Consider the following 25,315-nt stretch of genomic DNA (forward strand, 5'->3'; position numbering starts at 1 on the left):
CGGGCGTCGCCCGCCGGGCCGGACCCCGGATCATGACAGCCATGCCGCAGTCCCTCCCCGACGCGCTCGCCGACATCCGGGCGCTGCTGCTCAGCCCACAGCTGACCCGGGCCGTCGCCGCCGGCCGGCAACGCGGCCGGACCCCGTCGGTGACCCGCGCCCAACTGCGGCCGGTCGCCCTACGCACCGGCACGCACCTGCAGATCGTCACCACCGACGGCACCCGGCCGGTGACCCGCAACGTCGCGCCCGGCCCACCCGCCGAAGCAGCCGTCGACGAACTGCTCGCCGAACCGTTCGGCAACTGGCACGTCGAGACCACCGACAGCACCGTGCAGCTGCGGGTCACCAAGAAGGGCGCCGCCCAGCTGCACCGGTCGACCGCGGACCGGACCGCCGCCGCACCCGCCGGGCACGACCGGACCAAGCAGTACCTGCTCGACCCCGACGACCCGCTGTTCACCGCGATCGGGGCCAGCGCGGCGAAACGCCGCCAGGTCGACGCCTTCCTGCGGGCCCTGGCCGCCACCCTGCCCGACCCGCTGCCCACCGGGCCGCTGCGCGTCGTCGACCTGGGCTGCGGCAACGCGTACCTGACCTTCGCCGCCTACCGGTACCTCGTCGACGCCGGCGCCGAACCGCTCGTCACCGGCGTCGACATCCGCACCGACCAGCGCCGCCGCAACACCGCGCTCGCCGCCGAACTCGGCTGCGCCGACCGGGTCACCTTCGTCGCCGGCACGATCGAGCAGGCCGTCGTCGACCCGCCGCCGGACCTGGTACTCGCCCTGCACGCCTGCGACACCGCCACCGACGACGCGCTCGCCCGCGCGGTGGCCTGGCAGGCCCGCTGGGTCCTGGCCGCCCCGTGCTGCCACCACGACATCGCCGCGCAGCTGCGCCGCCAGCCGGCACCCCGCCCGTACGGGCCGCTGGTCTCCGCCGGCATCCTGCGGGAACGCTTCGCCGACGTGCTCACCGACACGCTGCGCGCCACGCTGCTGCGGGCCAACGGCTACCGGGTCGACGTCGTCGAGTTCATCGACTCCCAGCACACCCCGCGCAACCTGCTGCTACGGGCCCGCCGTGGCGGCGTACCGGACTCCTCGGCCCACCAGCGGGCCTACGCAGAGCTGGTCGACCAGTGGGCGGTGACGCCCCGGCTGCAGACCCTGCTCGCCGCCGGCGCGACCTCCGGCGACGCATGACCTCCGGCGACAGCGGTCAGCTGACCGTCACGGTGAACTCGGCGGTGTGCACCACACCGGCCACCTGGAAGTCCAGGAACAACCGGTAGTCGCCGGCGCTCGGCGCGGTCAGCCAGAACTTCACCGCCCCGTCGACCAGCTCGGCCTCCGGGTGCACGTGCAGGTAGCCGAGGTCACCGGCGCGCAACGCCACCAGGTGCCCGTACGCGCCCAGGTAGGGCTCCAGCGTCGGCGCCGCGCCGTCGGCGGTGCTCACCTGGAACAGCAGCGGCGCGACGACCCCGCGCTGCGGGGCACCCTGCATCCGTACGGTGAACTCGCCGGCCTGGGCGGTGTCCGCCGCCGCCGGCAGCGCGACCGGCTGATAGTCCCCGGCCGCGACCAGGTCGACGCCGAGGGTCAACGCCACCGGCGTACCGGCCGGGTCGGTGACGGTGAAGTCGCCGAACATCCGCCAGACGCCCGGCGCGGTCAGCCGCAGCGGGATGCTCCAGGTGCCGTCCGGCGCCAGCTCCGGATGCAGATGCTGGAATCCGGTCAGGTCCCGACGGGCCACGATCAGGTGCATCGGCTTGTCGTGCACCACCGCGAAGTCGGTCACCGGTCGCTGATCCGGGCCGACGATCCGGAACCGCAGGTCGACCTCGTCGCCGACGGGCAGCTGGGTCTGCTCGGGCACCAGCGTCCAGCCGCCGACGCTCACCGACAGCCCGGAGACCTGGCCGTCGGCGCCGGTGTCGGTGCCCGTACCGGGGTCGGAGCCGTGCGCGTGCGGTGCCGTGCCGGCCGGGTGGGAGTGGTCCGCGGTGCCGGCGGCGACCTGCGTACCGAGGCTGGTCGGGGCGTCGACGGCGCGACCCAGCGCGTACCCGGCGAACAGCGTCAACACGACGCCGCCGACCATCGCGGCCAGGCGCAGCGTGGGTGTCTCCGTCACGGTGCCCGCCCCTTCCCGTCCGCCGTCGCAGGTCGCGCCCAGCGCGTCTGACGGTAGCCGTTGGGCGGCCGCAGGACACCAGCCGGGTGGCTGGCCGTGGCTTTCGTAACGTTCGGTCGTTGTACCCCCTGTGACCGTTAATAGCTTGGCAGTAAGGGCAGCCGCCCTCGTCACCGCTGTAACCGCCACGCTGCTGCCGGCCCAGGCGCAGGCGCAGGCCTCGCTCGCCGAACTGGACCGGCGGATCGACCAGGCGGCCCACCAGTTGGAGACGGTGGTCGAGCAGTACAACGAGACCAGGGTGGTGCTGCGCGCCAACCAGGAGCGGCTCGACCGGCTCCGTACCACCATCGTCGAACTGGACCAGCAACTCGCGGACCGCCACGACCAGGTCGGCCAGCTGCTCGCCAGCACCTACCGGGTCAACGGCAGCCGGCCGGTAGTCACGTTGCTCTCCACCGCCTCGGCGGAACACTTCGTCGACCAACTGCTGATGGCCGACGTGATCAACCGTGACCACGAGCGGAGCATCGCCGGCCTGCGCGACGTCCGCGACCGCAGCGAATCGGCCCGCCGCGCCGCGACCGCCCTGATCGAGCAGCAACAGCTGCAGGAGCAGCAGCTGGCGGCGAAACGCCAGCAGATCGAGAACGACATCCGGCACCTCACCGAGCTGCGCAACCGCCAGCAGGCCCTGCTCAACCGCTCGGGTGCCTCGGCGGCCAGCCGCAGCCCGGCGCACACCCGGCTGCCCGAGGCCGCCACCGGGGCGGCAGCGGCAGCGGTGGCGTTCGCGCACGCCCAGCTCGGCAAGCCGTACCGGTGGGGGTCGGCCGGGCCGAACTCGTACGACTGCTCCGGGCTGACCTCGGCGGCCTGGGCGAAGGCCGGGGTGCAGTTGCCGCACAACGCCCGCCGCCAGTTCGGCGCGGTCACCCGGGTCGGCCGCGACCAGCTCCGCCCCGGCGACCTGGTCTTCTTCTACAGCAACATCCAGCACGTCGGGATCTACATCGGTGCCGGGCAGATGATCCACTCGCCCCGGCACGGCGAGGTGGTCCGGGTCGACCGGATCGACTACATGCCGATCCGGGGCTACGGCCGACCGGGCTGACCGGCAACCGCCATACCTGGCCTGGCCCCGCCGGATCTCCCGGCGGGGTCAGTTCGTGGTGGCCGGTCTCCTGGCCGGATCAATTCGTGGTGGCCAGGGCCAGCGGCAGCACCGCCGGCGCGCCGGCCTGCCGCAGCAGCCGGGCCACCACGGTCATCGTCCACCCGGAATCGACCAGGTCGTCCACCAGCAGCACCGGGCCGGTCAGCCCGGACAGCGCCGCGGCCAGCTCCGGCGGCGCGGTGAAGGCGTCATGGAGGGTACGGACCCGTTGCGCGCTGTTGCCCCGGCCGGCAGCTGCCGGCGGCTGCGCCCAGGCCGGCTCGACCGCGCCGAGCAGCGGCAGCCGGCCCACCTCAGCGATCCGCCCGGCGGTGCTGGCCACCAGCTGCGGGCGGGTCCGCGACGCCACCGCCACGATTCCTACCGGCCGGGCCGGCCACGGCTGGCTGCCCCGCGCCCAGTCACGCAGCACGTCGATCACCCCGGCGGCGACGTCCGGCGGCAGCGCCGCGTCCGGCCGGCCCGGCCCGAGCAGGTCCCGCAGCCGGGAACCCCAGCCCAGGTCGGACAGCCGACCCACGGCCCGGCCGGGCAACGCCTGCTCGTCGGGGCCGATCCGGCCCCGCAGCGGTACGCCGACCGCCTCCAGCCCGGTCGGCCAGAGCTTCTTCGGGGCGATCTCGACCCCGGCCCGGCCGAGGAACGTCTCGGCGGCACGCAACGCCTCCGGGCTCACCTCGGTCGGCAGCCAACCGCCGGCGCAGCGGTCACACCGCCCGCACGGCTGCGCCTGCGGGTCGTCGAGGCAGTGCCGCAGGAACTCCATCCGGCAGTCCGGCCGGCCGGCCACGGTCTCGGTGGCCGGTACGGCGTACTGGCGCATGATCTGCTGCTCGGCGGCGCGCGCCTGGGCGACCCGCTCCAGGCGGGCGGCGTCGTAGTGCCACGGTTGCCCGGTGGCGACCCAGCCGCCGCGTACCCGGCGGACCGCGCCGTCGACGTCGAGCACCTTGAGCATCAGCTCCAGCCGGGTCCGCCGCAGGTCGACCAGCGGCTCCAGGGCCTGGGTGGACAGCGGTCGGCCGGCCTGCTCCAGGGCGGCCAGCACCGACCGCACCTGCTCCTCGCGTGGGAAGGCGAGTGAGGCGAAGTACCGCCAGATGGCCTGGTCCTCCGGCCCCGGCAGCAGCACCACGTCGGCGTACCGGTCGCCGTCGAGCGCCCGGCCGGCCCGGCCCACCTGCTGGTAGTAGGCGATCGGCGACGGCGGTGCGCCGAGGTGCACCACGAAGCCGAGGTCCGGCTTGTCGAAGCCCATGCCGAGCGCGGAGGTCGCCACCAACGCCTTGATCTTGTTGTCGAGCAGGTCCTGCTCGGCGGCGCGGCGCTGCGCGTCGTCGGACTGACCGCTGTACGCGGCGACGGCGTAGCCACGCGAGCGCAGAAACTCGGCGGTCTCGGCGGCGGCCGCCACGGTGAGGGTGTAGACGATGCCGGAGCCGGGCAGCGTGTCGAGGTGCTCGGCGAGCCAGCCGAGCCGGTGTGCGGCACCCGGCAGGTCCAGCACGGCCAGCCGCAGCGACTGGCGGTCCAGCGGGCCGCGCAGCACCAGCGTGTCCGCGAGCATCCCACCGGTGGTGGCGTCGAGTTGCTCGGCGACGTCGTCGGTGACCCGGGTGTTAGCGGTGGCCGTGGTGGCCAGCACCGGCGTGCCGGGGCGCAGATCGTGCAGGAAGGTACGGATTCGCCGGTAGTCGGGGCGGAAGTCGTGCCCCCAGTCCGACACGCAGTGTGCCTCGTCGATGACCAGCAGCCCGGTGGTGGCCGCGAGGCTGGGCAGGACGTTGTCCCGGAAGTCGGGGTTGTTCAGCCGTTCCGGGCTGATCAGCAGCACGTCGACGGCACCGGCGCGGATCTCCGCGCTGATCGGGTCCCACTCCTCCAGGTTCGCGGAGTTGATCGTGCGAGCCTGGATCCCGGCCCGCTCGGCCGCCGCCACCTGGTTGCGCATCAGCGCCAGCAGCGGCGAGACGATCACCGTCGGACCGGCTCCGGCTCCGGCTGCGGCGTCGGCTGCGGCTGCGGCGTCGGCTGCGGCGTCGGCTCCGGCTGCGGCCGGGCCGACGGCGCTCGCGGTACCGGCGGTGCCCGTGCGCAGCAGGGCGGTGGCGACGAAGTAGACCGCCGACTTGCCCCAGCCGGTGCGCTGCACGCAGAGCACCCGCCGCCGATCGACGACCAGCGCTTCGATCGCCCGCCACTGGTCGTCGCGCAGCCGCGCGCCCGGCCCGGCGAGGCGCTGCAGGACCTGTTCGGCACGCTCGCGCAACGCTTCCCGGTCCACGGTGACGGTCATGCACGCGACGGTAGCAAGGACCGGCGGGGCCGGCCGGCGGGCACCACGCCGGCCCCGCCGAGCCCGCAGCCCGCCGCTACCCCACTACCCACCTGCCCACCCATGATCGCGACGATCTTGCAGTTATCGTTGGACGAATCGGACAAATCTTCTCGATAACCGCAAGATCGTCGGGATCACCTGGACCCGTCAACCGATGGCGGTACGGGCGGCCACGGCGGTGTCCGGGTGGTCGGCGAAGAGCCCGTCCAGCCCGAGGCCGAAGAAGAGTTCGTACTCGCTGGTGATGTCGCCGCGCGCGGCCGGGTCGGTGCCGATGCGGTGGTCGGCCGCCAGGAACTGGTTCTCGGCCCGGAACGTCCAGGCGTGCACGACCAGCCGTACCCGGTGGGCGTCGCGGATCAGCGTGGTCGGCGGGCGCAGCGCACCGCTGGCGTCCCGGGGAACGATCAGGTCCTTGTTCGGGCCGACCCCGTCGGCGTAGCCGGCGATCCAGCGCAGCCCCTCCGAGGTGGCCAGGTCGGCGTAGGTGCGCCGGTCACCCGCGACGGTGAAGTCGTACGGGCGGCCGGTCGAGTTGAGCAGCTGCACCAGCCGTACGTCGATCATCGTGTCGAGTGCCCGTAGGTTGGCCGTCTCGAACGACTGGATGAACACGGCGTCGGACCGGCTGGTCAGCTTGTTGCGTCGCAGGGTGGCGACCAGCGGCTCCTCCAGCGGCAGCCCGATCGACCGGAAGTAGGTCGGGTGCTTGGTCTCCGGGTAGATGCCGATGGTCCGGCCCAGCCGCCGGCTCTCGCTGCGGGCCAGGTCGATGACCTCCTGCAGGGTGGGCACCAGGAACTGACCGTCGAAAGCGGTGTTGGTCGGCCGGAGCTGCGGCAGCCGTTCGACGGCCCGCAGGGTACGCAGCTCGGCGAGGGTGAAGTCCTCGGTGAACCAGCCGGTGACGCTCACCCCGTCGATGGTCTTCGTGGTCCGCCGGTCGGCGAACTCGGGCCGGGTCGCCACGTCGGTGGTGCCGGAGATCTCGTTCTCGTGCCGTGCGACCAGCACGCCGTCGGCAGTCGGCACCAGGTCGGGTTCGATGTAGTCGGCGCCCTGGCGGATGGCCAGCCGGTACGCCTCCAGGGTGTGCTCGGGGCGGTAGCCACTGGCCCCGCGGTGGGCGATGACCAGCGGTTTCGGTTCGGCTTTCGACCCGTGGCGCGACGCGGCACCAGCGGCGTCGGTCGCGCCGGTGGCACTGACAGCGGACGGGATCGCCATGGCGGCCAGCAGGGTGCCGGCGAGCATCATGACCGGCAGGGTACGCGACAACACCGTCTCCTTCAGATGAGAGGGATGGAGTCCGGCAGGACATCAGTCGGGATCAGTCCCGCAGGGACATCAACCGGGATCAGCCCCGCAGGGACATCAACCGGGATCAGTGAAGCCGGGGTGGGCGACGGTCGGGCGTCCGGGACGCGACGGCCGGCAAAGCGTGGGCTGGCCGGCGGATGAATGCGGCGCAACTGGCTGAAAGCTCCGGGTTCGCGGTGGTATGACAGCTCTGATGCGCCGGCCGCTGCGAAACCCCGCCCGGATCGTGCCGATCGCGTTCCTCGGGGCGATAGCCGTCGGCACCGTACTGATGATGCTGCCGGCCAGCCGACAGGGACCCGATCCGGCACCGTTCGTCACCGCCCTGTTCACCGCCACCTCGGCGGTCTGTGTGACCGGGCTGGCGGTCACCGACACCTCGACCTACTGGACCCCGTTCGGCCTGGTCCTGATCACCGTGCTCACCCAGGCCGGCGGCTTCGGCATCATGTCGATGGCCACCCTGCTCGGCCTGCTGGTCTCCCGGCGGCTCGGGCTGCGCAGCCGGCTCACCGCGCAGGCGGAGACGAGCAGCCTCGGCCTGTCCGACGTCCGGCAGGTGCTGCTGCGGATCGCGCTCACCATGCTGGCGGTCGAGGCGACGGTCACCGTGCTCCTGGCGGCCCGACTGTGGCTGCACTACGACTATCCGCTCGGCCGTGCCCTCTGGTACGGGCTGTTCCACGCGGTCCAGGCGTTCAACAACGGTGGCTTCGCGCTCTACTCCGACGGGCTGGTCCGGTTCGTCAGCGACTGGTGGATCTGCGTACCGCTGATCGTCGCCGTGGTGGTCGGCGGCCTCGGCTTCCCCGCCCTGTTCGAGCTGTTCCGGGAACGCCGCCGGCCCCGACGCTGGTCGGTGCACACCCGGCTGACCGTCTGGGGCACGCTGGCGCTGATCGCCGTCGGTTTCATCGCGATGCTGGCGTTCGAATGGGCCAATCCGCGCACCCTGGGGCCGTTGGACCTGCCCAGCAAGGTGCTGGCCGCGCTCTTCCAGGATGTGATGACCCGCTCCGGCGGCTTCAACACCGTCGACGTCGGCGCGCTCAACCAGGAGACGACGGTCCTCTCCATCGGCATGATGTTCATCGGCGGCGGCAGCGCCAGCACCGCCGGAGGCATCAAGGTGACCACGTTCTTCCTGCTCGCCTTCGTGATCTGGTCCGAGCTGCGCGGCGAACACGACGTGGTGATCGGGCAGCGCCGGATCGCGTCGGCGAGCCAGCGTCAGGCCCTCACCGTGGCGCTGATCGGGGTCGCTCTGGTCGGTGCCGGCACCCTGGCGCTGATCGGCCTCACCGACGGGGTCGACACCGACCAGGCGCTGTACGAGGTGACCTCGGCGTTCGGCACCGCCGGTCTGTCCACCGGGATCACCGGTGAGCTACCGGCGACTGCGCAGGTGCTGCTCGCCGTACTGATGTTCGTCGGCCGGATCGGCAGCGTCACGTTGGGTTCGGCGATCGCGTTGAACACCAGGAGAAAACGGTTCCACTATCCGGAGGAGCGACCCATCGTTGGCTGACCGCACCGCAACCAGGTCCGCCAGGACCGTCGTCATCATCGGGCTCGGCCGGTTCGGCGGCCAGGTCGCCGACTCGATGCTCCGGTTGGGCTTCGAGGTGCTCGGCGTCGACACCGACCAGTCCATCGTGCAACGGTGGGCGGACCGGTTGACGTACGTGGTCCAGGCAGACTCCACCGACACGGAGACGCTGCGGCAACTCGGGCTGCGCGACTTCCAACGGGTGGTGGTCGGCATCGGCTCGGACGTCGAAGCGAGCGTACTGACCGTGCTCAGCCTCGCCGAGATCGGCGTCACCGACGTGTGGGCCAAGGCGGTCTCCGGTAAGCACGGCAAGATCCTGCGGTCGGTCGGCGCCAGTCATGTGATCTATCCGGAGGCCGCGATGGGCGACCGGGTGGCGCACCTGATCACCAGCAAGATGCTCGACTTCATCGAGTTCGACGACGGATTCTCGATCGCGGAGACCAGGCTGCCGACCGACACGGTGGGCCGGCGCCTCGCCGACGCCGGCATCCGGTCCCGGTACGGGGTGACCGTGATCGGGGTCAAGATGCCCGGTGAACGGTTCAGCTACGCCGACGGGGAGACGGAGTTGCGCGAAGGTGCGCTGCTCATCGTCTCCGGCACTACCGAACAGGTGCAGCGTTTCGCTGCCGCCACCTGAGCTGCCGCCATCTGAGCCGCCGCGCGGGAGTCAGTCGGTCGGGGTGTCGACGGCGGCATGCAGCAGATCAGGCGCGCCGGCCGACTGCCCGGCGATCGCGGCGACCGTCACGCCGCAGTCCTGTTCGTCGAGGTGGAACTCCAACGGCAGCGTGTTGACGCCGTCGTAGTCGCCGGTCAGCCGTACCGCCGTCGATGCCCCGGCGGCCAACGGCGCGCCGTCGCCGACCGGTCGCAGCACGACGTCCCGGCCCTGCTGGTGCCAGTGGGCCGACGCCACGGCGGTGAGCCGCTGGGTGCCGGGGAAGGCGAACCGCACCGACCAGTCGGTCACGGCCGCCGACCCGGTGTTGGTGACGGTCGCGACTGCGACGAACTGCCGACCGTTGTCGGCGTGCACCGCGTAGTCGACCTGGCAGGGTGCCGGTGACTGGGCGGCCAGTGTCGGAGTCTGGGCGGCCAGCCCCAACCGGGGTGGCGCGGCGAGTGCCTCCCGGGCGCGGTCGGTGGCGGGCGTCGCGCCGGCGCCGGCCCAGACCAGGGCACTGACCATCATCAGCCCGATGCCGATGACGACGGCTTCGGCCCGGCGCTGAACCCAGGAGGTACGCAGTCTGCGTCGCCGGGCGGCACCGCCGGCCGGTCCGGTGGCCGGTCCCGTCGCGGGTCCTGCGGCGGCGACCGGAGCTGACGCCGCACGGGCGACCGAGCCGGTCACCACCAGGTCGCCGTCGGTCCTTGCCGGATCGGTGCCGGTCACCATCAGGTCTGCACCGGTCGTCGACAGATCGAGACCGGTGACCTCCAGTCCACAGGTGATGTCGACCAGCGGCGGCAGCCCGTCGGCCCCGGCACCGACATCGGCCGCGTCGCCACCCGGTGCCTGCACCGGCAGCGCCATCGTCGACGACGACCGGCCCGCCGCCACCCCGACGGCGGCGGCCAGGCTCTTCGCCACTTCCTCGCTGGTGGGCCGGTCCGCCGGGCGTTTCGCCAGACACCGTACGGTCAGCCCGATCACCTCCGCCGGCAGCCCGGCGACCGGCGGCATCGGAGCCGGCGCGGTGTGCAGGTGTGCCCGCAGCATCTCGGTGACGTTCGCCGCCGGCCAGGGCAGCCGACCGGTGAGCGACCGGTAGAGCAGCAGCCCGACCGCGTACACGTCGGTGGCCGGCGAGACCTGGCCGCCGTTGAGCCGCTCCGGGGCCAGGTACGCCGGGGTGCCCAGCAGGTTGCCGTCCGGGCCGACATCGCTCTCCCCGGTCAACGCGGAGATGCCGAAGTCGACGACTTTCGCTCCGGTGCTGGTCAGCATCACGTTCGCCGGGGTGACGTCGCGGTGCACCACACCGGTGGCGTGCGCGGCGGCCAGCGCCGACGCGACCTCGGCGCAGACGGCCACCGCCACCCGCCAGGGCAGGACGTGGTCGCGGCGCAGCCGGTCGGCCAGCGACTCGCCATCGACGAGTTCCATCACGACGTACGGCAGGGTGGCGTCGTCGCGCCGTGCCTCACCGTAGTCGTAGACGTTGGTGATGTGTGGGTGGCACAGCCGGGCGGCGGCCTGGGCCTCGACCCGGATCCGGGTGCGGAACGCCTGGTCAGGAGCGTACTGGGGAGCCAACACCTTGACCGCCACCTGGCGGTCGAGAATTTCGTCGTAACCGCGCCACACCACCGACGTCCCACCGGTGCCGAGCCGTTCGATCAGCCGGTACCGGTCGCCGAGCAGTTGCCCGCGATCGTTCGCCACCCCACCCATGGTTCGCAAGATGCCCGATCTGGGCCGGCCTACACCTGGTCAGGGGGCGACCAGCAGTTGATCGACCGGGGCGTAGTCGTCGGTCAACGGTAGCGCATCGCCGACAAAACCGATCAGATCATCACCAGTAAGGAGTAAGTACTCAGAACCCACCGTAGCGGTCAGCCGGGCCTCGATCTCGTCCAGCGGCAACGGCCGGTCCGCAGCGAGGATCACGAAGTTGCTGCCGGTTGGCAGCGTCAACCCGTCCGGCCGGGTGACCAGCGCCACCTCGGGAAACTCGGCGGCGACAGTCGCCACCTCCGCCTGGATGAACCGCAGCGGCGGATAGTCGATCACGTTCTGGGCGTAGATGCCGTCCGGTCGCAGCACCCGACGGACCTGCGCCGCCATCTCCCGGGTGGCCAGGTGCCACGGCACCACCAGGTGCCCGAACGCGTCGCCGACCACCAGGTCGACGCTGTCGCCGGGCAGGTCGGTGACCAGCACCCGGGCGTCACCGACCGCGACGGTCAGATCCGGGCCGGGCCGCACGTCGAGCTCCCGGACACCGAGGTCGACCAGACCGCCGTCGATCTCGTACACGGTGTTGCGGGTACCCGGCCGGGTGGCGGTGAGGTAGCGGGGCATGGTGAATCCGCCGCCGCCGACGTGCAGGGCGTCGAGTGGTTCGCCGGGCGGTGCGACGACGTCGGTGACCGCCCCGATCCACTTGGTGTACGCGAACTCCAGGTGCGTCGGGTCGTCGAGGTCCACGTACGAGTGCCGGGCCGAGTTGAGCAGCAGCAACCGACCGCCGTCGCGTTCCGGGTCGGCCTGCACGGTCGCGCAGTGGTACTCGGTCTCCACGTCGCACGGGTCCGGTGCGACGACGGCCAGGCCGGCGACGGTGAGCCCGATCACGGCGAGCGTCGCCCGGGTCGAGGCGGAGAGCGGGCCGCCGCCGACCGACGGCACGTCACCGTCCGTGGCCTGCGGCCGACTCCGGTGCAGGTGTACGCCGAGCGCCACGCCGCCGACGCCGAGCAGCACCGCCAACCCGATCATGATCACACTGCTGGGCAGGGTCGCGACGAGGAAGAAGCCGGTGCCGAGGGTTGCGGTGATCGCACCGAGCGTACCGATGCTGGACAGCTTGCCGACGACCTCGCCGGTGCGGCTCAGGTCGCCCAGCTGCAGCTTGATCACCAGCGGGGTGACCGCCGACAACAGCGCCGCCGGCAGCACCACGGCGACCATGGTGAGCAGCAGGATGCCGACGATCGCGCTGCCCCGCAGCAGTTCACCGGCGTAGCGCACCAGCGGCAGGGTGACCGCGGTGGTGATCGCCGCCAGGACCAGGGCGGCCGGCAGCAGTGGTCGCGGGTCGCGGCGGTCGGCGATGCGCCCGCCGGCCCAGGTGCCGTACGCGATCGCGGCCAGCGCGACCCCGATGACCGCGCTGTTGGTCTGCAGGGTGACCCCGACGTACGGGCCGACCAGCCGCAACGCGACGATCTCCAGCACGAGCACGGCACCGCTGGAGACGAAGACCAGTGCGGCGGCGAGTCCGGGGCGTAGCGGCGGGGGCGGCGCGTCGGCGCGCTGCGGTGGTGGCGATTCCATCACCTGCGATCGTACGCAGCTCCCGACCCACCGATCCGGCGGTCAGCAGTCACCGGTCAGCGCGTCGAAACGTCGACAGGTGCACGGGGTGTGGTTCAGAGCATCGACAGGTGCACGTGGTTGGTGTGGTCGCCGGCCGGGCTGCCACCGCCGTTGTACGAACTCCACCCGTTGCCGGGCATCCAGATCTGCCGGTACCAGATGACGTACAGCACGCCGAGCCGATCGGCGTTGTTGACGTAGTACGCGGCGAGGTTGTTGCCGTACGTGCGGTTGTCGCCGGTCGCGTCCCGGTCCTTGAAGCCGCCGGCTTCGGCGGAGAAGTCGCAGGCCCGGCCCTTCGGGTGCTCGCCGCTGCCGCCGCTGCGGAAGCAGGAGACGTAGCGGGTGAAGCCGGCCGCCTTGGCCTGGTTCATCGCGTGCAGGGTGCGTGGGGTGATGCACCCGGAGGTGGTCGGGTCGTCGACGTTGCAGGACTCCGACGGCCAGGAGCCGTCGGAGTTGCGGGGGGCCGGCTGCGCGGCGGCCGAGGTGGTGCTGATGAAACCGCCGCTCGCCTGGCTACCGACAGCGGCCAGGGCGCGCTGGGCGTCCTGTTTCTTGCGCGCCATGATGGCGACCTGTTTCTCCTGCTCGCGGACCTCGTTGTCGATGGCGGCCTTGGCGCGGGCGGCCTGTTCGTGGGCTTCGTTGAGGGCCCGCAGGTTGCGGCCTTCGCGTTGGGCCATCACTTCGAGGCCGGCCGCGCGCTCCAGCATGTTCTCCGGGGAGGCGCTGTTGAGCAGCATGGTGACCGAGGTCAATCGGCCCAGCCGGTACGACTCGGCAGCCATCGTCCCCACCTCGTCGGTGAGTGCGACGAGCTGCTGCTGGAGGGCGTCGTACTGGGCGGCCAGCTCGCCCTGACGCTTCTTCGAGTTGTCGAGCTTGGCCTTGGCCTCGATGTGGCCTTTGGAGGCGGCTTCCAGGACTTCCCGCAGGCTCTTGTCGTCGCCTTCGTCCGGCGCGTTGGGCGCGGCGGTCGCCGCCGATGCACCGAACAGGAGCGCGAATGCGGTGATCAGCGTGACGATCGACGCTACCGCGCTGCGGCGCCGTTGTGCTGTAGTCGTGCCGACCACAGTCCGGTCCTCCTGGTCACTCGCCGGTGGGGCATATCGAAACCGCGCGTAGCTTACCGGATTTCGTCGCCGGGTCCGGTACACGCGGGGCGCTCGCGCATTACCACATCGTGCAGATGGCGCGCAGCAAACTCCGCACTATTACGTGTCGCAGTGAACCAGTCACAGAAAATTGTCATGCCGAGTCTCTCGGCGCGTCGCGCAGCAGTGGCGTAGCCGAATGGACACCGTCCGTCCCAATGTCTCGCCTTTCCGGGACGCAATTTAAGATAGCCTAACCTTATTACCGACGGTGAGGAACGACCCGGTGCCACGATCCGAGGCCCACGTGCGGACCCTTGCGGCACGCAACCATTTGACGCAGCTCTGTGCGCACTTCGCCGTCGCGGTCCCGGTGACGGAACGGGTCGACACCGCGGAGATCGACTTCACCTTCGGCACCTGCCGGCTGGCGATCGTCGACGACGGCCTGGCGCTGACCGCCGACGCGGTCGACACCATCAGCCTGGCCCGCGTCGAATACCTGGTCGGGGATCACCTGGAGCGCCTCGGCGCCCGGGACAGCCTGGCCGTCGACTGGCAGCCGGCCCTGGACGGCACCACCGGTGCCCCGCCGGCAGCGGACGACACCACCGGTGCCCCGCCGGCGGCGGACGTCGCCGGGTCCGGCGCGGTCGGCGACCGGGAGAAGGCGCTGGACCAGCCCTAGCCTGGCCCGCCGCCGCCGTCGCCCCGGGCCGGCGCGCCTCCCCTGCCAGCTGATTCCGGCTCGTCCGGACCCAGCGCGTCGAGGATGAGGTCGAGGCCGAACTCGAACTCGGTGGTGTGGTCGTAGCCGGCCGCACGCAGCTGCTCCGCCACCACCTCGGCGAGGTACGGGTGGCTGCCCGCCGGCAGGCCGCGCAGGATCCCGTCGGCGACCGCACCGGCGTCGGCGGGGTTCGCGAAGGGCAGGCTCCGCTCCTGGAGCACGAAGCCGTACAGGTAACTGTCGATCACCGACATGGCGTGCACCGCCATCTTGACGGAGAAGCCACCCGTCCGCAGACAGCCGAGAACCGCGTCGTGGTGGCGCAGGGTCGCCGGGCCAGGTGCGGCACGGGAGTCCAGCAGGCCGACCGCCCACGGGTGCCGCCGCAGCGCCGCGCGCACCGACACCGCCCGGTCCCGTAGGGCTGCCTGCCAGGGCGCCGCCGCCGGCGGTGGACCGATCTCGGCGAACACCGCGTCGACCATGCCGTCGAGGATGCCGTCCCGGCTGGACACGTGGTGGTAGAGCGACATGGCCTCGACGCCGAGCCGGGCGGCGACCGCTCGCATCGTGACCCCGGCCGCGCCCTTCTCGTCGGCCAACGCCACCGCCGCCGCGATCACCCGGTCACGGGTCAGCGACGCCCGCTCGGCCCGGGTACGCCGGACGCCGGACGGTTCCGTCACCGCCGGTCACCTCCCACCGCCCTTGACTGCCTTACGCCGTAAGCCTACGCTGCCTTACATCGTAAGGTTGAGCACGACACGGAACCGGAAGGCTGATCATGAGCGACAATCCGATCCGGCGCGTCTGCGTCGTCGGCGCCTCGGGCAAACTCGGCCAGTACCTGGTGCGGCACTGCCTGGACCGCGGCTACGAGGTCGTCGGCGTGTGCCGCGAACGCAGCGTCCCGAAACTCGCCGCCGTCGCGGACCGGATCACCATCGTGCCGGCACCCACCAACGACCGGGCCGCGATCCGTACGGCGGTCGCCGGCTGCGACGCGGTCCTGACCGTACTCGCCCCCTGGGGTGTGCAGCAGTACTCGTCCGGCACCGCGCAGGCCGTACTCGATTACAGCGAACCCGACGCCCGGCTGGTCTTCTCTTGCGGTTGGCACGTCAGCCGCGACGGGCAGGACCGCTACTCGTGGCGGTTCCGGGCCACCGTACGAATCGTCACCTGGCTGGCCCGCGCCGTACGGGCCGTCGAGGTCGACGACCAGGTGGAGGCGTGCCGGCGGATCTTCGCCAGCGACCGCCGGTGGACCGTCGTCCGCGGCAGCGACCTCGAAGAGGGCGAAAGCCAGGGGCTACCCGTGTGGAGCCGGCACGTCGGTGACCCGGTCCTCACCAGCAACCTGACCCGGCGGACCGACTTCGCCCTGTTCATGGTGGCGGCACTGACCGACGACACCCTCGTACACGAGGCACCGGCGATCGTCGGACGGCGCTCGGCCAGCGCCCTCGCCCACGCTGACGCCGGTCGACGCTGACGCCGGTCGACGCTGACGGCGGCGGCACCGGGTCCGCGCTGACGCCGGCGGCACCGGTCCGCGCTGGCGGGTGCCGTCGTCAACCCAGCAGCGCCCGCTGCAGCTCCTGCCAGGCCGCCTCCGACCGGGCCACCAGCAGCCCTGCCCGGTCGTCGGTGAAGTCGTACGGTCCGCCGTCGAGGCGCCGCGCCACCCCACCCGACTCCTCGACCAGCAACGTCCCCGGCACGTGGTCCCACGGCAAGGTCCGCCAGAACAGGGCGAAGTCCTGCGTACCGGCGGCGATGTCCCAGTGCTCCCGGCCCGCGCAGTGCTGCCCCGGCAGCACCGCACCCACCTGGTCCCCGCCGGCCTGCACGGTGACCCGGACCCGGTCCGGCAGGTACTTCAACGGCACCGCGCCGCGCAAGGTCCGCAGCGGCGGTGCCGCGCCGTTTCCCCCGACACCCAGCGGTACGCCGTCCACCGCGCTGCCGGCACCCCGGCGCGCCACCGCCAACGAGTCGGCGACCGGGTCGTAGATCCAGCTCGCCACCGGCTGACCACCGTCGAGCAGCGCCACCATCATCACGAACGGTCGACGGCCGGCGGCGAAGTTCGCCGTACCGTCGATCGGGTCCACCAGCCAGACCCGGCCGGCGTCACGCAGCCGGTGCAGCAGGTCGGCGTCGGCCGAGACCGCTTCCTCCCCGACCACGACCGAATCCGGGGCCAGCCGCAGCAGCCCGGCGGTGATGATCTCCTCGGACCGCCGGTCGGCGACGGTCACCAGGTCACCGGGGCCCTTCTCGTCGATGTGCTCCGCGGACAACCGGCGGAACCAGGGCAGTACCGCCTGCTCCGCCGCGTCCCGCAGCAGTTGACCTACCTCGTCGATCATGCGTCAGCCACGCGGTGGCAGCTTCACCACGCTGACGAAGAACTCGTCGATCTGCCGGATCACCGCGATGAACCGCTCGAAGTCCACCGGCTTGGTCACGTAGGCGTTGGCGTGCAGCTGGTAGGAGCGCAGGATGTCCTCGTCGGCCTGCGACGTGGTCAGCACCACCACCGGGATCCGGCCCAGCTCGTCGTCCTTCTTGATCTCCTCCAGCACCTCCCGGCCATCGCGGCGCGGCAGGTTCAGGTCGAGCAGGATCAGGTCGGGCAGCACCGCGTCGGCGTACTTGCCCTCCCGACGCAGGTACGCCAGGGCCTCGGCACCGTCGGACACGACGTTGAGCCGGTTGCGGACCTTGTGCTCCTCGAACGCCTCCTGGGTCATCAACACGTCGCCCGGGTCGTCCTCGACGAGCAGCACCTCGATCGGGCTCTTGCCGTCCGGTTCGGTCATTGCCGCCTCCATCATGAGACCGCCTGCGTGGCAGCGGTCGGTGCACCGTCGTTCTCCGCCGCCTCGGCCTGGCGTGGGGTCACCGGAAGAGTAAAACTGATCGCCGTACCCTGCTCGACCTGGGTGTCGACCCAGATCCGGCCGCCGTGGTACTCGACGATCTTCTTGCCGATCGCCAACCCGATCCCGGTGCCCGGGTAGGCGTCCTTCGAGTGCAGCCGCTGGAAGATCACGAAGATCTTGTCGGCGAACTCGGCTTCGATCCCGATTCCGTTGTCCCGGCAGGTGATCTCCCACTCGCCGTCGACCCGGCGGGCGGAGACCTCCACCTTCGGGGTGACCTCCGGCTGGCGGAACTTGAACGAGTTGCTGACCAGGTTGACCAGCAGGTTCGTCAGCAACGGCTCCTCGCCGGAGACCACCGGCAACTCCGACCAGGTCAGCTCGCCGCCGACGTACTCGCGGGTCGACTCGGTCTGGCTGGCCACGTCGGCCATCACCTTGTTCAGGTCGACGTCGGTGAACCCGCTGGTCAGCCGGCCGATCCGGGAGAACGCCAGCAGGTCGTTGATCAGCCGCTGCATCCGCTGCGCCCCGTCCACCGCGAAGCCGATGTACTGGTCGGCGCGGGCGTCGAGCTGGCCGGCGTACCGGCGCTGCAGCAGCTGGCAGAAGCTGGCCACCTTGCGCAGCGGCTCCTGCAGGTCGTGCGAGGCCACGTAGGCGAACTGCTCCAGGTCACGGTTGGAGCGCACCAGCTCCTCCGTCTGCTTCTGCAGCTGGCTGTTGACCCACTCGACGCGTTCCCGGGCGTCACGCACCTCGTCCAGATCGGCGGCGATCTTGCGGCGCATCCCGTCCACGTCGCTGGCCAGCGCCGCCAGCTCCGGCGGCCCGACCCCGGTGATGTCGCGTTCGTACTCGCCGTTGGCCACCTGCCGCACCTGGGCGGCCAGCCCGGTGACCGGGCCGATGACCAGGCGGTTCAACGAGACCATCAGGACGATCCCGGCTGCCACCACGACGAGCGCCGCGATGATCAGCAGGACCACCAGGGTGCCGCTGGTACGCCGGGCGTCGTCGGCGACCTGGTTGCGCACCACCAGGATGTCCGCCTGCAACTGGTCGACGTCGGCGCGCAGCCCGTCGAACTGCTGCCGGGCCGCGTCGGTCAGCAACGCCTGGGCGGCCGCCGTACCTTCGGCGTCCACTGCGTCGATCACCGGTTCGGCGACGGTGTCGCGCCACTGCTGCGACGTGGTCGCCACCTCGTCGATCTGCGCCCGCAGCGGATCGTCCGGCCCGAGCAGCGCGACCATGTGGTCGATCAACTGCCGCTCCCGCGCCACCCCGTCGCGGTACGGCACGAGGTCGGCGGCGTCCCCGGAGACCGCGTAGCCGCGTACCCCGGTCTCCTGGTCGACCAGGGCGGTGAGCAGGCTCTCCGCGTCGGCCCGCAGCGGACCGGTCTGGTTCAGCACGGTGTCGATGTGGTCCCGGTTGGCGTCGGCGACCACCGCCGCGCTGCCGGCCAGCACCGCCAGCAGACCGCCGACGACGGCGCACAGCAGCACCACCCGGGCCCGCAGGGTCAACCGGTTGGGCCCTGCGGCTGCGCTCATCGGCCGCCGCCCCGGCTGACCAGCAGCATCGCGACGTCGTCGGCGAGCGGACCACCGTTGATCTCCTCGGCCCGACCGACCAGCCAACCCGGCAACGCCGGCAACGGCACTGCGCGGGCCGCCGGCTCGGCCACCAGCCGCTGCAGGCCGGCGACGTCGAGCCGCTCGTTGGAGTCGCCGAGACGCCCTTCGATCAGACCGTCGGTGTACATCAACAGGGACCACTCATCGGTGTCGAACTCCACATCGAAAGCGCGGGGTGGGCGGGGTCGGACACCGAGCAGCAGGCCCCCCGGCGCGGGCACCGGCCGGACCTGGCCGCCGCTGAACAGCAGCGGAGGTGGATGTCCCGCCAACCGTACCGTGGCCCGGTTCGCCTGCAGATCCAGCCGGACCGCCGCCACCGTGGCGAAGATCTCCCGGAGCCGGCGTTCACTCATCAGCACCTGCTCCAACGCCGGCAGTACGGCGTCGTCGGCCACCCCGGCCAGCACCAGGGCCCGCCAGGCGACCCGCAGCTCCACGCCGAGCGCGGCCTCGTCCGCGCCGTGCCCGCAGACGTCACCGACGATCAGGTCGACCCGGTCCGGGGTGGTCTGCACCACGTCGAAGAAGTCGCCGCCGATCAACGCGGCGTGCCGGCCCGGCCGGTAGAACGTGTGCACCGAGATCTCGTCGGTCTCCATCAGCGGCTGCGGCAACAGGCCACGCTCCAGCCGGGCCGACTCGGCCTGCCGCAGCTCCACCTCCCGCAGCCGCCGGGCGTTGTCGTCAGCCCGCTTGCGTTCCACCGCGTAGCGCAGTGCCCGGCTCAGCAGCACCCCGTCGACCTGGCCCTTGACCAGGTAGTCCTGGGCGCCTTCGGCGACCGCGTCGACTCCGAGGTGCTCGTCCTGGCGGCCGGTCAGCACGCAGACCGCCGCCCGACCCGCCATGCCCAGCACCCGACGCAGGCCGTCGAGCCCCTGTGCGTCCGGCAGCCCCAGGTCGAGCAGGACGCAGTCGACCCCGGCGATACGTTCCCGGGCCTGGTTGAGGCTGTTCGCGACCACCAGGTCGACCGCCGCCTGCGACTCGGCCAGCAGTTCGCCGACGAGGAAGGCGTCGCCCTCGTCGTCCTCGACCAGCAGCACCCGCAGGCGCCGCGCCGGCGGTACGGGCGTCGGCCCGCCGGTCGACTCACCGGTCTGCGCGCGAGGCTGGGAGCGGGGCGGCACCAGCGACGAACCGGTCATGCCGGCCCACCCCGGATGCACCACCGCCGTAGTCGGTGAGTGTCGATGGCCGGCTCCTTCAGGGTGACCCGCTGATCGTCTCCCACACTGACCCGACGCACAACCGCAGCCACCGTGCCGGTGGCGCGGCCGGTCGGACCGTCGGATACGAGGGCGGGCATGTTCACAAACTAGGCCACGGGACCGTCGGCCGGTGACCCGGCCGGCCCAGGTCGGGCAGGATGGGGTCCACCCGACCCCGCTCCGGCAGGAGAGCCACATGGGCGCACCCCTCGTCGCCGCCGCGTACCGGGCGTTCACCCGGCCCCGCCGCCGGCCGGCCGCCGCGTTCGCCGCGTTCGCCGCGCTCGGGATGGTCGCCGCCGGCACCGTCGTCGACCTGCGCCCGCCGGCACCCCGCGACACCGACGCACCGGCCACGGCGTTCAGCGCTGACCGTGCGTACCGGCACGTCGAGCAGGTCGCGCGGCAGCCGCACCCGGTCGGCAGCCCCGCCAACGACGCCGTCCGCGACCACCTCGTCGACACGTTGACCGGGCTGGGTCTGGTGCCGGAGGTGCAGGAGACCGTCGGCGGCGAGGCCGGGCAGTTGAGCGGGGCCTCCGCCGGTGCCACCCTGGCCCGGGTCCGCAACGTGATCGCCCAGATCCCCGGTACGGATCCCACCGGCCAGGTCCTGCTGGTCACCCACTACGACTCGGCGCAGGTCAGTCCCGGCGGCAACGACGACGGAGCGGGCGTCGGCGCCCTGCTGGAGGTGGCCCGCGCGCTGATCGAGGGCGACCGGCCACGCAACGACGTCGTACTGCTGTTCACCGACGCCGAGGAGGCCTGCCTGTGCGGCGCGTCGGCGTTCGTCGCCGGTCACGCGCTCGCCGTGGACCGCGACGCCGTGGTGCTCAACCTGGAGGCGCGGGGCAGCAGCGGCCCGGTGGTCACCTTCGAGACCTCCCGGGGCAACGCCGGCCTGATCGACGTCTTCGGCCGCGCCGCGCCGCACCCGGTCGGTACGTCGTTCGCGGTCGAGGTGTACCGGCTGCTACCCAACGACACCGACTTCACGCCGTTCCTCGACGCCGGATTCGCCGGGCTGAACTCGGCGTACATCGACGGGTCGGCGGTCTACCACACCCCGCAGGACACCGCGACGTCGATGAGCCTTGCCAGCCTGCAGCACCACGGCGACAACACTCTCGGCCTGGCGCGCGGGTTCGGCGAGGTCGACCTGTCGGCACCGGCCGCCGACACCGACGCCACCTACTTCCCCACCCCGGCCGGGCTGGTGCACTACTCGGGCACGCTGACCTGGCCGCTGGCGGTGCTGGCCGCGGTGGTCGTCGGAGTGCTGGCCTGGCTGACCCACCGCCGGGGTCGGGCCAGCTGGCCCCGGCTCGCCGCCGGCGTCGGGCTGGCCGGCGTACCGCTGGTCGCCGCGCCGGCCGCCGCGCAGGCGCTCTGGGCCGTCGTGGTCGGGCTCCGGCCGCAGTACGCCGACCTGCTCGACCCGTACCGGCCGGTGCCGTACCGGCTGGCGGTGCTGGCGCTGACCGCGGCCGTGGTCTTCACCTGGTACGCCCTGCTGCGCCGTCGGGTCGGCCCGGCGGCGCTGGCCGTCGGCGGCCTGGCCTGGCTGGCGCTGCTCGGTCTGCTGCTCGCCGGGTTCGCCCCCGGCGGGTCGTACCTGGCGGTGCTGCCGGCGCTGGCGGGAGCCGCCGGGTGCCTGGTCGCGCTGTCGGTACGGCCCACCGGTGCGTGGCCGGTGGTCGCGGTGACCGCCGGGGCGTCGGTCGGCGTACTGATTCTGCTGCCCACGGTGGTGCTGCTGTTCCCGGCGCTGGGTCTGGGGCTGGCCGGGGTCGGCGCGTTCGTCGCGGTGCTGCTGGCGTTCGCGGCGTTGCCGGTGCTGGACCTGGCCCTGCCGCAGGCCGGCGGGCAGCGGGGGCTACGGGCGGTCCGGGCCCGCCGGGTCGGGCCGGTGCCGGCGGTCGCCGCCGCGCTGGCGGCGCTGGTGCTGATCGGGGTCGGTCTGGCGGTGGACCGGTTCGACGCCGACCGTCCGGTACCGACCCATCTGATGTACGCGTTGGACACCGACACCGGGCAGGCCAGGTGGTTGACCGAGGAGACCCGGCCGCAGCCCTGGACCGCCGGGTACGTCGACACGACCGCCACAGTGGACGCCGAGTTCCCGTTGCTGGGTGGCGCGCCGTTGGGTGCCGGGCCGGCCCCGGCGGCGGACCTGCCGGCACCGGCGCTGGACCTGCTCGACGACACCGGGGGCGGCACCGACGGGCAGCGGACGGTGCGGCTGCGGCTGCTGCCGCAGCGCCCGGTACGGCTGGTGACGTTGCACGTCGCGGCCGGGTCGACGACGGTGGTGTCGGCACAGGTCGCCGGGCGGGACCTGCCGGTCGGTGCAGCCGCCGGCACCGACCACACTGGGCCGTGGAGCTTCGGTACGGTGTTCCACGCCCCGCCGCCGCAGGGCGTGGAGGTCGTCCTGGTGCTGCGGGTCGACGACTCCGACTCCGGCTCGGTGCGGATCCGGGTCGCTGACGGCAGCGACGGCCTCCAGGACCTGCCCGGCTTCACGCCCCGCCCCGTGGGGGTGGGGATCACCGGCTCACACACCAGCGAACTGGTCACCGTCGCCCGCACTTACACCTTCTGACCCCCGCCCCACCCGTACCCTGCCCCTCCCGCCGCCCCCTCCCGCGACGATCTTGCAGTTATCGCGAACTTTTGTCCGTTTCGTCCAACGATAAGTGCAAGATCGTCGCGATCATGGGAGGGGTGGGAAGGGGCAGAGGAGGGTGGATCAGCCGCGACCCTGGTCGGCGATGAAGGCCGCGATCCAGGCCAACGGCGCGTTCCAGTTGATGGTCAACTCGTTGGTGGACCAGGACTCGATGTCGTCGACGTAGCAGAACTGCGGCGCGCAGCCGGTCAGCAGCCGCTGCGCCACCGGGTCCTGGATCGACGAGTTGGGGCCACCGGCTAGCGTGCCACGCGGCGGGTTCGGCAGCTCGGGGTTGAGCTGCCGGGCGTACCAGCGGGAGTGCTGGTTCTGCGACGACACCGTGCCGTAGCCGGTGACGTAGGAGATGTTGAGCGCGTTGCGGCCGAAGATGTAGTCCATCGACTGCAGCACCCCGTCCCGGTACTTCTCCTTGCCGGTCAGGTCGTACGCCGTGGCGATCACGATCGCGTTGTTCACGACGATGCTGTTCGAGCCCCAGTCGTAGATGTTGCCGGCCGGGGCGTACGGGACGCCGTACGGGTGAGCCTTGAGCGTGGCCAGGTAGCGGTCCGCCGCCTCGATCACCGACGCCCGCACCTGCCACCAGCCCGGCAGGCTGTTCGGCACCGTGGCCAGGGCCATCCGGCCCAGCGGCGCGGTCCACTGCCAGCCGAAGGCACCCTCCTTGAAGATGTCACCGGTGTGGTGCGGCGAGGCGAGCACGAAGTCGCGGAACTCCCGTTCCCCGGTGGTCAGGTAGAGCTCGGCGGCCGCCCAGTAGAACTCGTCGGTGACGTCGACGTCGTCGTAGGGACCGCCGCCGATGGCGTCGGCCGGGTCGGCGTACATCTCGGGGTTGGCCTTGGCCGCCGCCCACGCGGTCCGGGCCGCGCGCAGGTTGCGCTCGGCGAAGGCCGGGTCGTACGGCGTGAACACCCGCGCCGCCTGGGCGGCGGTCGCCGCCAGGTTCAGGGTGGCAGCGGTCGACGGCGGGTGCAGCTCCCGCAGCTGGGCGTCCAGGTGCGGCAGCAGCGGCAGGCCGGTCCACGCGGCGTCGTGGATCTTGTGGTGGGCCATGCCGGCCAGCGGCTGCCCGGCCGGGACCTGCATCTTCAGCAGGAACTCCTGCTGCCAGCGAACCTCGTCGAGGATGTCCGGCAGGTTGTTGCCACTCTCCGGCAGGTCCAGCACGCCGTCGCGCTGCAGCCACGAGTTGCCCTGGCCGACCCGCAGACTCCGCTCGTACTCGTTCATCAGCTGGTAGACGGAGATGCCGCCGTTGACGACGTACTTGCCGTGGTCACCGGCGTCGTACCAGCCACCGGAGACGTCCAGGGTGTAGTCACAGACGCCGGGTTGGCAGGGCACCTCCAGGTCACCCTGGTTGGGGGCGACGCCGACGTGCCCGGCCGGGCGGCCGTAGCCGGGCCGCAGCTCGTCTGAAATCTCGATGCCGCTGCGCTGGGTGTAGTAGAACTTCAGCGCGTCGGCGCGCAGCTGGGTGTAGAAGCTGGTGCCGATCTCGAACGGGAAGCTGGTCTCGCCGTCGGCGACCAGGGTGTAGCCGGTGCCGGGCCGAACGAATCGGCTGAACGTGATCGAGTGGACGTTCTGCCCGGAGGATTCGTCCAGCCCGCGCGGGGTCGACTTGCCGTTGACGACGACCTTGCCGCTGGAGTCGTACAGCTTCCAGGGCAGCGGGTCGGTGGCGTCGGTGACGAGGGTGGCGTTCTTCGGCCCCTTCGGCAGGTAGCCGACCTGGTTGACCCGCACCCGGGGTCCGGTGTCCGGCACGTACTCCTCCGGTTCCGCCCCGCCGCGCAGCGAGACGTCGTCGAGGCAGAACCGCCACGGGTCGGCGCTGCCGCCGATCTGGAAGGCTACTTGCGCGTTCGGCAGGTCGGTCGGGGCGGTGAAGGTGAACGTGTAGTTGTTGCCGGAGACGCTGACCTCGGGGTTGGCCGCCATGTACTGGGTCCACGGATCGACCGGGAGTTGGATCAGCGCCCGGACCACCTTGTTCGGGGTCGCGGTGGCGAAGAACTTGTATTCGTACGTCTCACCGGCGACCAGCGGGACGTTGTCCTGGCCGATGATGACGTCCCACGGGTTGACGGTGCCACCGGGGATGTCGGCACAGAGCTGCTGGCTGCTGGAGTCGAGGGTGATGTTGGGAGTTCCCCACCAGGGGTCGTGGCCGTCGTCGAAGGTGCCGTTGACGATCTGTTCCGGTGCCTCGTCCTGCGCGTGGGCAGGAACAGCGGCGGTGAGGGCGGTAGCGGTGAGCGCCGCCACCGCAGTAACGGCGAGCGGGACGGTCCGCCGCCGGGAGAGAATCGACACGCCGGTTCCTTTCGATGGTCGTGCGGCGTGAGCAAGGCTCTGCCCGGCGCCGCGTCAGCGGTCGTGCATCGAAAGCAGCGGGTGGGAGCGCTCCCACCCGCAGTACTCGAATATTCGCAGCGTGTTTCGAGCAT

Annotated in this window: 19 protein-coding genes; 7 read left to right on the plus strand and 12 right to left on the minus strand. The window is 71.9% G+C overall.

Annotated elements, in window-relative coordinates; all coding sequences use genetic code 11:
• Window positions 1–41 precede the first annotated feature (41 nt).
• Window positions 42–1,208, plus strand: a complete 1,167-nt coding sequence (locus tag O7623_RS17450) for an SAM-dependent methyltransferase (RefSeq protein ID WP_282224091.1) — start codon at window positions 42–44, stop codon at window positions 1,206–1,208.
• A 16-nt stretch (window positions 1,209–1,224) separates the two neighbouring features.
• Here O7623_RS17450 and O7623_RS17455 read toward each other — a convergent pair whose 3' ends face one another.
• Window positions 1,225–2,145 carry a hypothetical protein gene (locus tag O7623_RS17455; protein WP_282224092.1) on the minus strand — a complete coding sequence of 307 codons (921 nt, stop codon included), beginning with the start codon at window positions 2,143–2,145 and terminating at the stop codon, window positions 1,225–1,227.
• Between the two features lie 145 nt (window positions 2,146–2,290).
• On the opposite strand from O7623_RS17455, the gene O7623_RS17460 reads away from it, so the two are divergent.
• Entirely contained in the window at window positions 2,291–3,259 is a 969-nt protein-coding gene (locus O7623_RS17460; RefSeq protein WP_282224093.1) for a C40 family peptidase, read from the plus strand.
• Window positions 3,260–3,338: 79 nt separating this feature from the next.
• Here O7623_RS17460 and O7623_RS17465 read toward each other — a convergent pair whose 3' ends face one another.
• Window positions 3,339–5,618: a DEAD/DEAH box helicase gene (locus O7623_RS17465; protein WP_282224094.1), complete on the minus strand. Its 2,280-nt coding sequence runs from the start codon at window positions 5,616–5,618 to the stop codon at window positions 3,339–3,341.
• A gap of 189 nt (window positions 5,619–5,807) precedes the next feature.
• The gene (locus O7623_RS17470) at window positions 5,808–6,938 is read right to left on the minus strand and encodes a glycerophosphodiester phosphodiesterase (protein ID WP_282224095.1); all 1,131 of its coding nucleotides are present in this window, start codon (window positions 6,936–6,938) and stop codon (window positions 5,808–5,810) included.
• Between the two features lie 235 nt (window positions 6,939–7,173).
• Here O7623_RS17470 and O7623_RS17475 point away from each other — a divergent pair, with 235 nt between their 5' ends.
• Window positions 7,174–8,508: a potassium transporter TrkG gene (locus O7623_RS17475; protein WP_282224096.1), complete on the plus strand. Its 1,335-nt coding sequence runs from the start codon at window positions 7,174–7,176 to the stop codon at window positions 8,506–8,508.
• Complete coding sequence (locus O7623_RS17480; RefSeq protein WP_282224097.1) at window positions 8,501–9,175, plus strand: TrkA family potassium uptake protein; 675 nt, start codon at window positions 8,501–8,503, stop codon at window positions 9,173–9,175. Before O7623_RS17475 ends, O7623_RS17480 begins: the two co-directional genes overlap by 8 nt.
• Before the next feature lie 30 nt (window positions 9,176–9,205).
• Here O7623_RS17480 and O7623_RS17485 read toward each other — a convergent pair whose 3' ends face one another.
• The 3 genes from O7623_RS17485 to O7623_RS17495 all read right to left on the minus strand — a co-directional run bounded on the left by O7623_RS17485 (window position 9,206) and on the right by O7623_RS17495 (window position 13,584).
• Window positions 9,206–10,936, minus strand: coding sequence for a serine/threonine-protein kinase (locus O7623_RS17485; RefSeq protein WP_282224098.1), 1,731 nt, complete (start codon window positions 10,934–10,936; stop codon window positions 9,206–9,208).
• A 39-nt stretch (window positions 10,937–10,975) separates the two neighbouring features.
• A complete protein-coding gene (locus O7623_RS17490) occupies window positions 10,976–12,541 on the minus strand; it encodes a fused MFS/spermidine synthase (RefSeq protein WP_282224099.1) in 1,566 nt (521 codons plus the stop codon).
• Window positions 12,542–12,636: 95 nt separating this feature from the next.
• Window positions 12,637–13,584, minus strand: coding sequence for a hypothetical protein (locus O7623_RS17495; RefSeq protein ID WP_282229451.1), 948 nt, complete (start codon window positions 13,582–13,584; stop codon window positions 12,637–12,639).
• A 385-nt stretch (window positions 13,585–13,969) separates the two neighbouring features.
• Between O7623_RS17495 and O7623_RS17500 the strand changes: the two genes are divergently transcribed.
• Window positions 13,970–14,371: a DUF2218 domain-containing protein gene (locus tag O7623_RS17500; RefSeq protein WP_282224100.1), complete on the plus strand. Its 402-nt coding sequence runs from the start codon at window positions 13,970–13,972 to the stop codon at window positions 14,369–14,371.
• Here the strand turns inward: O7623_RS17500 and O7623_RS17505 are convergent.
• Window positions 14,368–15,099 carry a TetR/AcrR family transcriptional regulator C-terminal domain-containing protein gene (locus O7623_RS17505; RefSeq protein ID WP_282224101.1) on the minus strand — a complete coding sequence of 244 codons (732 nt, stop codon included), beginning with the start codon at window positions 15,097–15,099 and terminating at the stop codon, window positions 14,368–14,370. The two genes, O7623_RS17500 and O7623_RS17505, sit on opposite strands and share 4 nt — an antisense overlap.
• Window positions 15,100–15,197: 98 nt before the next feature.
• Here O7623_RS17505 and O7623_RS17510 point away from each other — a divergent pair, with 98 nt between their 5' ends.
• The gene (locus tag O7623_RS17510; protein WP_282224102.1) at window positions 15,198–15,908 is read left to right on the plus strand and encodes an NAD(P)H-binding protein; all 711 of its coding nucleotides are present in this window, start codon (window positions 15,198–15,200) and stop codon (window positions 15,906–15,908) included.
• 79 nt (window positions 15,909–15,987) lie between these two features.
• Here the strand turns inward: O7623_RS17510 and O7623_RS17515 are convergent, their stop codons facing one another.
• From O7623_RS17515 to O7623_RS17530, 4 genes are read right to left on the minus strand one after another with little or no spacing between them, the layout of a single operon-like run.
• Window positions 15,988–16,788, minus strand: coding sequence for an inositol monophosphatase family protein (locus tag O7623_RS17515; RefSeq protein WP_282224103.1), 801 nt, complete (start codon window positions 16,786–16,788; stop codon window positions 15,988–15,990).
• A gap of 3 nt (window positions 16,789–16,791) precedes the next feature.
• Entirely contained in the window at window positions 16,792–17,241 is a 450-nt protein-coding gene (locus O7623_RS17520) for a response regulator (RefSeq protein ID WP_282224104.1), read from the minus strand.
• Window positions 17,242–17,252: 11 nt separating this feature from the next.
• Window positions 17,253–18,863, minus strand: a complete 1,611-nt coding sequence (locus O7623_RS17525; RefSeq protein WP_282224105.1) for a sensor histidine kinase — start codon at window positions 18,861–18,863, stop codon at window positions 17,253–17,255.
• Entirely contained in the window at window positions 18,860–20,098 is a 1,239-nt protein-coding gene (locus O7623_RS17530) for a fused response regulator/phosphatase (protein ID WP_282224106.1), read from the minus strand. The genes O7623_RS17525 and O7623_RS17530 overlap by 4 nt, the downstream gene beginning before the upstream one ends.
• 259 nt (window positions 20,099–20,357) lie before the next feature.
• Between O7623_RS17530 and O7623_RS17535 the strand changes: the two genes are divergently transcribed.
• Entirely contained in the window at window positions 20,358–22,769 is a 2,412-nt protein-coding gene (locus tag O7623_RS17535; protein ID WP_282224107.1) for a M28 family peptidase, read from the plus strand.
• A gap of 147 nt (window positions 22,770–22,916) precedes the next feature.
• Here the strand turns inward: O7623_RS17535 and O7623_RS17540 are convergent, their stop codons facing one another.
• Window positions 22,917–25,133 carry a glycoside hydrolase family 9 protein gene (locus tag O7623_RS17540; protein ID WP_282229452.1) on the minus strand — a complete coding sequence of 739 codons (2,217 nt, stop codon included), beginning with the start codon at window positions 25,131–25,133 and terminating at the stop codon, window positions 22,917–22,919.
• Window positions 25,134–25,315 lie beyond the last annotated feature (182 nt).

Origin of the sequence: Solwaraspora sp. WMMD791 (assembly GCF_029581195.1) — a bacterium.
Classification (GTDB): domain Bacteria; phylum Actinomycetota; class Actinomycetes; order Mycobacteriales; family Micromonosporaceae; genus Micromonospora_E.